Here is an 8174-nt window from a genome sequence, read left to right on the forward strand (position 1 = left end):
ATGCTGCATTTTTTCGACCAAACCTGGGACAACATCGCCATAGATCTTGTCGAGCGCGCCAATGACAACTTTCAACGCATTAGTCCAACACTTTCAGTTTGATTTGGTAATCTGGCAGCTATAGTGATAGCGTTTGCAAGAGGTCTATTGAAGAAGACCGTAGAGATTTTTGCACGTATTACGCCGGGCTGGGCAATTTTAGCGAAAAGATAAGGGATAGAGAGAGCATTTGCTTGACTGAATCATTTTAGGCGATTAGCCAAGGATTATGAAGGGGGTCAATCGGCGGAACGCAGCGTTATGATCCCCCATTCAATGCTACTGATTGGTCGGTTGGCTTAACTGTGAAGACAGGTTATACAAAATTCTCCTTTAAAAAATACCTTTATAACTTTTGTTTTTCGACACTATATCTTCGTGTAAGGCAGTGGCGCTAAAAAATCCAAAAACATTAAAGCGCTTTTTTTTTAAAAAACACACAAAATCTGTCATGAAAATATAGCTAAACATCATAAAAAAAATATGACCATGAAGCTGAATAGAGTTATACTTATGTAATAAATATAATAAAAGTTATGACATATTCATTAGATTTTCGAAAAAAGTATTAAAAATAAAAACAAAGCACGAGGTATAATTTGAAAAAGTAATCGCTAGATTTTGCATATGTAAATCAGAAGTAGTAAGATGAAGCAAAACTCTTGAAGGAGTCAACAAAAGGAATAACCCATGGACAAAATTAGACAAAGAGAAATTAAGAATAGATACAGAAGAATTTCCAGACAGGTGCTACGAAAGGGCTAAGAGTTTAGAAGTCAGCGCTTCTGGTATAAGATATGCAAAACACCGTTTAGGAGAGACATATAAAAAAACTCTTAATCACCCGATCCAGAGAAGGTCTATGTTTTGCCAAAAAATTGAAGAATTGAAAAAGGAAGATAAGCAGATAGGTTATAGTGATGAAAGTGGTTTTGCTCATGATATACCAAGAACGCATGGGCACTATTGATAAAGGCAAGCGGTGTTATGGCTCTTGTGACTGGGGGAACGAATTCCCTAGGCGCTTTAATTGGAAAATGACAATTGCAATTGGGTGCATATCTGGCTTACAAAGGGGATTGGGTGCTACCAAACCTTCCAAAAGAAAGCGGTAGTTTTATGAATAATTCCACTTTCCATAAAGGGAAATCTATGCAAAAGATGCCATAGTTTACTTTTTTTGCCTCATTATTCCCCTGATCTTAATCCTATTGAGAAAAAATTGGCCTAAGCCAAATATATAAGAAGAACTTCAACTAGTCTATTGTAAGACTCATCTTTAATGTGCTTGAGGTAGCAATCAAGAGATAGGTCGCACAACAGATAGTTCAATACAAAGCTGTATCTGGTCTTGGATGTGCAGCAGGGTGTTCCAGTCCGGACTTTATTGCTCCTGGCTTTTATTACAAAAGGGACAATAGCAGATTGTGCTCAAGACAACTCTCTTGCTTTCTAAAATTACTCAGAAAATTTGCACAAAGAAAGTGCTTCCCGGCCTAGTTCAGTAAGAATGCGTCCTCGAGGTGTGCGTTGAATAAGTGCTCTTTGTAGAAGATACGGCTCAACAACGTCCTCTAAGGTGTCTTTTGTTTCATTAAGAGTTGCAGATAACGTTTCAATTCCGACAGGCCCCCCCTGAAACAGACTTCCTAATGCAAATAAATATCGTTGATCCAAAACGTCTAGTCCCAATACATTAATGCCAAGGGCGCTTAGCGCCTTTAATACTAAAGGTTCATCAATAAGAGAAACATTCCAGGCGTCTGAAAAGTCTCGAATCCGTCGTAATAATCGCAATCCTATTCGGGGAGTTTCTCTGGAACGTAACGCAATTGCGTGCATGGCTTCTTCAGTAAGGAACATGTTTAGGGTTTTTGCTCCTTGAAAAATAATGGCTTGCATTTCCGGTATCGTATAAAATCTTAAAGCCAGCGTTATTCCAAAACGGTCTTTTAATGGAGAGCTTAGCATTCCTATTCGGGTCGTTGCGCCAATAAGCGTAAAAGGCTCTAAAGAAAGGCGCATAGATTGAGCATGTGGTCCGTCTCCTAAAATAATATCCAGCCGTCGATCTTCCATAGCACTGTAAAGCGCTTCTTCCAAGGCAACGGGAAGCCGATGAATTTCATCAATAAATAAAACATCTTGCTTTTGTAATCCAGTTAACAACGCCGCCAAATCACCAGTTTTGGTCAACACAGGAGCTGAAGTTATTTTTAGTTGACTTTCGCAATCTTTTGCAATCAAATGCGCTAATGTCGTTTTTCCAAGACCAGGGGGACCATGTAACAACACATGATCTAAGGATTCCTTTCTATGCTTAGCTGCTTTTAAGAAAATTTTTAAATTTTCAATACATTGTGTTTGTCCGATAAATCCGGAAAAAGAACTCGGCCTTAAAGAAAAGTCTAAAGCATTTTGTTCAGGCATTAATGTGGAATCTCTTGTCATCTATCTTTCCCTTCCTTGATATAACGTGCTTTTTAGATAATACTCTCTTATTAACCTCAAAAACGCTACAACTATAGCTGTTAATGGAGCCGAAAGAAGGACTCCAACAAATCCAATGCTATGGCCTAAAGAAAAAATAGCAAGCAGCACAATAATGGGATGTACCCCAATACGTTTTCCAATAAGAAACGGTGTTAAAAATAATGCTTCTAGGCCGTATCCTAAAACAAAAATTACACCTAATATTTTAAGACTAACAGAGGCAGATGTTAAAAGTGCGATCAAAAAAGATACGCAAATTCCTAAAAATACGCTGACATAAGGAATAAAAGAAAAGACCCCAATAAGAACTCCAATAAGCCATCCAAATTGTAATCCAGAGTATTTAAGAGCAATTCCATAATATCCACACAAACTTATGCATACTAGTGCTTGCCCTCTTAAATATGCAGAAAAGGTTAAGTGAATACTTTCTATTCCTTTTAATACTTCTTTTCGATAAGGAATGGGAATGCAAGTGGTTAAAGCTTTTATGAATGCTCCCCAATCTTTCATGATATAAAAGCTTAAGAATGGCGCCATAGCAATGATTGTCAAGACTTTTGCTACAGTCCATCCACTTTGAAGAACATAAAACATAATTTCTTTTAGTTTAGTTGTAGTGATAGAAAGTCCATCTTCTAGGGTGCGTTCTATCCAATACCCGTTTTGGGATGGAATGTGCATTTTTTTTAAAGTAGAAGAAATCATGCTTAAAATTTCTTCTTTTCCTACGGATAAATTCTGAAATAAAAAAATTAAAAGATGCTTGACAGAAGGAATTAATACTATGCACGTTGTTCCCAGAATGCAATATGTAAAAAAAGTAATGCAAAAAGCACTAATTCCAGGAGAAATATTGTGATTTTGAGCCTTCAAGATTAAAGGACGCCATAAATACGCCCACACAAATCCTACGATAAAAGGAATCAATGCTCCAAAACTCCAATAAAATATTGCAGTTACGCTTAATAAAAAACATATACTTAGACATCTTGTTTCAAATTTCGTCATAGCAAATGCCCTTTAGCCCGAAATACGTAAATCAACCAGGCAATACTCATGGTAAGTGTTACAATCCAAAGATACACATCATACCCTATATGGTGCCATGGATAAAGAATACGACTCATTGCCAATAAAATTAAAACACACTGACTAAACATTGCGATTTTTCCCCAGAGTATTGCCTTTAGGGGGAAATGCTTATAGGATTTTGCACCATACAAACTGCCAATTATTAAGGTAACTTCTTTTACTAATGTTAAGTAAAAAAACCACTTCGGTAAAACAGTACGCTTTACTAGCCCAAATATTACACTCATGATCATAATCTTATCTGCCAAAGGATCTAAGATTGTTCCTAATGTTGAGGTAATTTTATAGGATCTTGCCCACCACCCGTCTAAAACGTCAGTTAACATAATGCAGGAAAAAACAACCATCAAGGTCCAATCAAGGTGATATTGCAACCGAATTCCCATCCACAATCCCAAAAAACACCGAAGTCCTGTTAAAAAATTAGGTCCCCAAGCTTTTTTTAAAATTTTTTTTACCATTAACAAAAATGTGACTTCCACAACTTATACTATACGAGATTTCGTTAAAAAAATAAATTTCTGTATCTTAGTATTTATTTTTAGGAATTTTAATTTTTTAAAAAACATTAAAATTACTTAGAACCTGTCTTCACAATCTGATAAAAAGCTTGGTTAGGAAGTAAATAACATGCCCTATCCGAGATAATAAAATCTCATTTGATACAGGGGATTATGGTAAAAAACGTAAGAAGGCGCTTACTAACGGGGTGTTTTATCTTATAAAGACGGGCTGTTAGTGATGCTTTGGCCGCAAAAACATTCTTCCATGGAAAAGAGTATACAGGTTTTACATGCAAGAAAGACAAAGCGGAATCGGAAGAAAATGATAAGGGATCTTGTGGAAAAAATCCGGATAAACAATGGACGAAATGCCAATCCGACCTGCGGTCTAATTAACTTAAAAAGTGCAAAAACAACGGACAAAGCTGTAAATCAAGGGATTGATGAGGAAAAAACGGTCAAAGAGCGTAAACGCCATAGCGTCACGGATACCCAAGGACATATTTTTCATGTGAAGGTTCACACTGTTGCGGGATGTAAGGCATTTGATGAGGCAGGTGTAAAATATCCATCGCTTAAAGGCGTATGCCCAGTTTCTGGTTATCGTAAAACGCTCGAAGAGTTTGTTCGACACATATTAGACCTCTTCGGAAACTATCATTTAGGTTTCCATATTATATAGTAATTTAGTTTGAATTAGATATTTTAAGGAACCACGAAATAGCGTCGAATAGAGCATTGAAATTTAGTATATTGTCCACCTCTTCATATTATCCCAAAATTTCTATATAGGATTCAAATCAGAAGAGTAAGGAGGTAGAAAAATTATACTGCATTTTACAGATTGCTATTCATTCTCTACTTCTCTTGGATTTATGAAAAGAGGAATTATCCATAGTAACACCTTGACTAGGCTTTATAACCTGTATTCATGATTTAGCTAACATTCTTAATAGGATCATGGAATGGGCTATCATACTCATGTTTTTAGCAGTCGCTATGGCAATTTCATAATTTTTAGATACCCTTCGAAAAGGATTTAGCCATGCAAATGTTTTTTCGACAATCCAACGCTTTGGAAGTATAGCTTATCCTTGAGAGATACGCTCTGAGAGTGCTATAGTTTTATTCAATAGAGTTCTCACAAATTCCTCCATGGGGTTTCTATCCAGCATCTACACACACTTCCTTTAATGTAGGATATTTTTGCACCGCTTCCTTAAAAACTCTGCACCCAGCACCTGTGTCATTGGCCTTATGAACCGTGATATGGAGCAGATTGCCTTGACTATCAACACCACTATGCCGTTTACGTATCTTTTTCCCCCCCATCTATACCTATTTTTTCTGAGACTCCTGTGGGTTTAACACTTGTTTTAACACTTTGTGAATGATGCTATATCTGGGATTCTCACTCCTTTCATACTTAATTCGGCTTGGCTTAACAAGTTCATGCATCACTTTTTCCCATACCTCCTTAATCCTACATGGTCTATAAAACGAATGTACCGTCCATTAACAACTGCTCTTGATTATATAAACTACTGCATTACCCCCCCATTTTTTGTTGTATTTGCTTTTATTGTCGCTGTCAAAATGATGCTTTATTACTTCCCACTCTCTCTTTTAAATCGCTTGGATAATTCTTCTTCTACACCTCCAGGCCTTTAATGGTTATTGTACTACGAAGGCATTCGAAACTTGGGGGGAACTATTTTTAATAAAGAATCTGAAGTCAGGTCAGGGGGGAGTATGGACACTGCTGCCTTTCACCGAAATTGGATCTGGTGGGTGTGAAGTAATTTTTTTACCTCCTTATTCCCCCGATCTAAATCCAATTTAAAAATTCTGGGCCAATATGAAACGATGGATTAAATGCCAAATTAATACATTTGATTAACTTTATGAGGTTTCTTCAGGCTAAATGACTATGGTGTCACACACTGGTTTGTTATAGTAGTTTAGGTTGAATTGGGTGTAATTTTTTTGTTAAAATAACAGGAAAATGACAAAGAGCCACAGCAACGATTTAAGACAAAGGGGAATAGAATATTTAGATGAGGGGAGCAGATATATTGAAGCATCGCAAAATAAGTGTATCAGCAATAGGCATGTGGAATAGAAAAATGGCATAGAAAAATGGAATAGAAAATACAGACAAAAAAGCTGTTATTTTCCTAATAGGCGTGCTTGGCTCAGAAAAAAAGATTGAACTTTAGGAAAGCTTGAAGAGTACGTCAAAGAAACCCAAGATATGACATTGAAAAAAGCCGCTCAAGAATTTGGGGTACACTCAGTTACTGGTTAAAAAGATTAGGCTATAGCTTAAAAAAAATATTTTTCGTGCGTGGAAGAAAACAAATAAAAGAGAAGTCAGTATAAACAATCGATCAAATATATATCGTATCCAAGTCTTGTTATATAGTAATGAAAGCAGCATTGATATGGATATGTGCAAAGACAGAAACTTGGGCAGAAAAAGTGAAAAGTTGGTTGGCAAAAGGAGTGGAAAATAGTATCAAAGAACAAATAGCATTGCCGGTTTGGTTAATAACACGCCGATAACACCAATGGTGTTTAACGGACTTGGGTAGAAAAATTTCTGATCAATGAACTAAAGCTTCGTCAAGGTGTTATTATGGACAATGTCTCTTTTCATAAATAATCTGTAAAATGCAGTATAATTTTTCTACCTCCTTACTCTTGTGATTTGAATCCAATAGAGAAATTCTGGGATAATATGAAGAGGTGGACAATATACTAAATTTCAATACTCTATTTGACGCTATTTCGTGCTTCTTTAAAATGTCTAATTCAACCTAAATTACTTTACTTTCAAAAAATTATTTATCCAGGTGTAAAGTATGTTTTTTACTCTTCCGAATTTAGCTTATTTATGTATACACAACACCAAAAAAACTTAGAAATTTTGGATTTGCTACAATAAGATTTGTTTTTCTATTTTTAGTTGTTTGCTTTATCTTTTCCCTATTCCCCACTATTTTTTAAAAATCTTTGAAAATAAAAGTTCTTCCATGTGTTGTAGAGAAAGCTCAAATTTAAGGTAAACACTTCATCTATTTACGTTTCTTTAAAAAAACGAGATAATTTTCTCGTACTCGGGAATTCACTCTCTTCTTTTCTATGGAATCTGATACCCACTCCCAACACACTTTGAAAAAAGAAAAGCCATTATATCTTGGGCATCGCCAACGGTTAAAAGAGCGCTTTTTAAAAGCTCCCCAAGCTTTACCGGATTATGAGCTTTTAGAGCTATTTTTGGGGTTGTTATATCCGCGAAAAGACACCAAACCTTTCGCAAAAAAGCTTTTAGAACTTCATCGCTCTTTATGGGGAGTGTTCTTTAGGTCAGAGCTTTTCAGCCACTGGGGTATAGTGTGCTTTCATGAGCTTTTTCGTCGTATTTTGATTAGGGAGATTCGTCAAGCTCCCGTATTAAACAATATCGATAAGGTTATTGACTACGCTTATCTTTCTATGGGGCACTTGCCTAAGGAAGAATTTCGCATATTCTTTTTAAATAAAAAATACGAATTGATTCAAGAGGAAACTCTACAAACAGGCACATTAGACGAAGTTGCCTTATACCCTAGAACTTTAATGGGGCGCTGTTTGGAACTGAATGTTTCAAACATTGTCTTAATCCATAATCATCCTTCCGGAGATCCATATCCTTCTAAAGCAGATATAGAACTCACCAGAGCACTAGAAGCGGCATTGCTTCCTTTTCAAGTTCGTATTTTGGATCATATTATTATAGGAAAATATGCTGCTTTTTCTTTTCGAGAAGAAGGGTATCTAGGGAACTCTCCTATTAGCCTTCACAATACCTCAGAACACCAAGAAAAAGCCGCCGCTAGAGAAGAATAAAATCCTTCCAAAATCCTTCCCAATATTAGATCTTGGAACAATACATTGTTTTTCTTTAATTATATAGTAATCTAGGTTGAATTAGATATTTTAAAGAACCACGAAATAGCATCAAATAGAGCATTGAAATTTAGTATATTGTCCCCCTCTTCA

General features: G+C 36.0%; 10 protein-coding genes. 6 read left to right on the forward strand and 4 right to left on the reverse strand.

Translation table 11 applies throughout. The annotated features are described in order from the left end of the window. Positions 1-760 precede the first annotated feature (760 nt). Positions 761-1009: a hypothetical protein gene (locus tag K737_RS08745; RefSeq protein WP_235075655.1), complete on the forward strand. Its 249-nt coding sequence runs from the start codon at positions 761-763 to the stop codon at positions 1007-1009. Further along, the gene (locus K737_RS10430) at positions 960-1154 is read left to right on the forward strand and encodes a hypothetical protein (protein WP_023492223.1); all 195 of its coding nucleotides are present in this window, start codon (positions 960-962) and stop codon (positions 1152-1154) included. The genes K737_RS08745 and K737_RS10430 overlap by 50 nt, the downstream gene beginning before the upstream one ends. A gap of 343 nt (positions 1155-1497) precedes the next feature. Here the strand turns inward: K737_RS10430 and ruvB are convergent, their stop codons facing one another. The 3 genes from ruvB to K737_RS06690 are packed head-to-tail and all read right to left on the reverse strand — an operon-like array spanning position 1498 to position 4088. Then, positions 1498-2490 (reverse strand): Holliday junction branch migration DNA helicase RuvB, encoded by a 993-nt coding sequence (ruvB, locus tag K737_RS01330; protein ID WP_006304313.1) that lies wholly within the window; start codon positions 2488-2490, stop codon positions 1498-1500. Further along, the gene (locus tag K737_RS01335) at positions 2491-3543 is read right to left on the reverse strand and encodes an AI-2E family transporter (RefSeq protein ID WP_006304314.1); all 1053 of its coding nucleotides are present in this window, start codon (positions 3541-3543) and stop codon (positions 2491-2493) included. Next, positions 3540-4088, reverse strand: a complete 549-nt coding sequence (locus tag K737_RS06690; protein ID WP_023492221.1) for a CDP-alcohol phosphatidyltransferase family protein — start codon at positions 4086-4088, stop codon at positions 3540-3542. Before K737_RS06690 ends, K737_RS01335 begins: the two co-directional genes overlap by 4 nt. A gap of 277 nt (positions 4089-4365) precedes the next feature. On the opposite strand from K737_RS06690, the gene K737_RS10925 reads away from it, so the two are divergent. Next, entirely contained in the window at positions 4366-4812 is a 447-nt protein-coding gene (locus K737_RS10925; RefSeq protein WP_235075654.1) for a hypothetical protein, read from the forward strand. 482 nt (positions 4813-5294) lie between these two features. Here the strand turns inward: K737_RS10925 and K737_RS10325 are convergent, their stop codons facing one another. Further along, complete coding sequence (locus tag K737_RS10325; protein WP_006304318.1) at positions 5295-5462, reverse strand: hypothetical protein; 168 nt, start codon at positions 5460-5462, stop codon at positions 5295-5297. A gap of 1095 nt (positions 5463-6557) precedes the next feature. Here K737_RS10325 and K737_RS09890 point away from each other — a divergent pair. The 3 genes from K737_RS09890 (at position 6558) to K737_RS01355 (ending at position 8021) form a co-directional block, all read left to right on the forward strand. After that, a complete protein-coding gene (locus K737_RS09890) occupies positions 6558-6695 on the forward strand; it encodes a hypothetical protein (RefSeq protein ID WP_023492219.1) in 138 nt (45 codons plus the stop codon). 118 nt (positions 6696-6813) lie between these two features. Beyond that, positions 6814-6894, forward strand: coding sequence for a transposase (locus tag K737_RS11760; protein ID WP_407636439.1), 81 nt, complete (start codon positions 6814-6816; stop codon positions 6892-6894). A 380-nt stretch (positions 6895-7274) separates the two neighbouring features. Then, a complete protein-coding gene (locus K737_RS01355; protein WP_006297123.1) occupies positions 7275-8021 on the forward strand; it encodes a JAB domain-containing protein in 747 nt (248 codons plus the stop codon). The last annotated feature ends 153 nt before the right edge of the window (positions 8022-8174 follow it).

The sequence above is a fragment of the Holospora undulata HU1 genome (assembly GCF_000388175.3).
In the GTDB taxonomy this organism is placed as follows: domain Bacteria; phylum Pseudomonadota; class Alphaproteobacteria; order Holosporales; family Holosporaceae; genus Holospora; species Holospora undulata_A.